The organism is Thalassotalea coralli (assembly GCF_055786205.1).
This window is the reverse complement of the sequence record NZ_JBVVBK010000022.1, coordinates 1-603: the sequence shown is the minus strand read 5'-3', so window position 1 is coordinate 603 and position 603 is coordinate 1. Positions and strand designations below refer to the sequence as shown.

The following is a 603-nucleotide window of genomic DNA, read 5'->3' as shown; positions in this document are numbered from 1 at the left end:
CGACACTACCCGCGACTGCACCTGTGCTGCTCTGTAGCGATACGGTGTCACCGTTCACACAGTGTGCTGCTACCGCTTCATCTAGGCGTAATACCACCGGAGCATTAACGGGTACATCCGTGAGTCCATGTGACAGGTTGTTCGCTATCACACTCGGTGCCTGCGCATCTTCACTGTCACCCGTCGTGAATTGGTACCTGTGATATGAGCCCACGTTATTACCTGCAATATCCTTCAGGTAGGTTCCCCAACTGATATACACGTAATACTGGTGTCCTGCCTCTAGCAATGCATCCGGCGTTAACGTTACCCGCTTGCCATCTGCACTTAAGCCCAAGGTCGCTGCTTCATTGCGCCTTTCTGTATTGTTATACAACCAGAATGATTGGCTATGTAGCGATGTCGGGTCGATACGCTCACTGAAATCTGCCGTAAACTCCGCATTCAAGGCCACTTCCGTTGCACTGTTCGTCGGACTGTAGCTTCGCAGTGTGCCTGTTTGTGTGTCGATACCTAGCTCTGTTGTAAAGTGGACATTAACGTCCTCTACCTGAGCATTACCTGCCAAGTCTTTCACGCCACCTACATTCAGGCTCAGTGTCT

1 protein-coding gene is annotated in these 603 nt (G+C 51.1%); it reads right to left on the bottom strand.

What is annotated here, in order from left to right:
- Positions 1–577 (bottom strand): Ig-like domain-containing domain (locus ACOB80_RS20850; RefSeq protein WP_473167799.1); only part of this gene is annotated, 577 nt, incomplete at its 3' end.
- Positions 578–603: the final 26 nt, after the last annotated feature.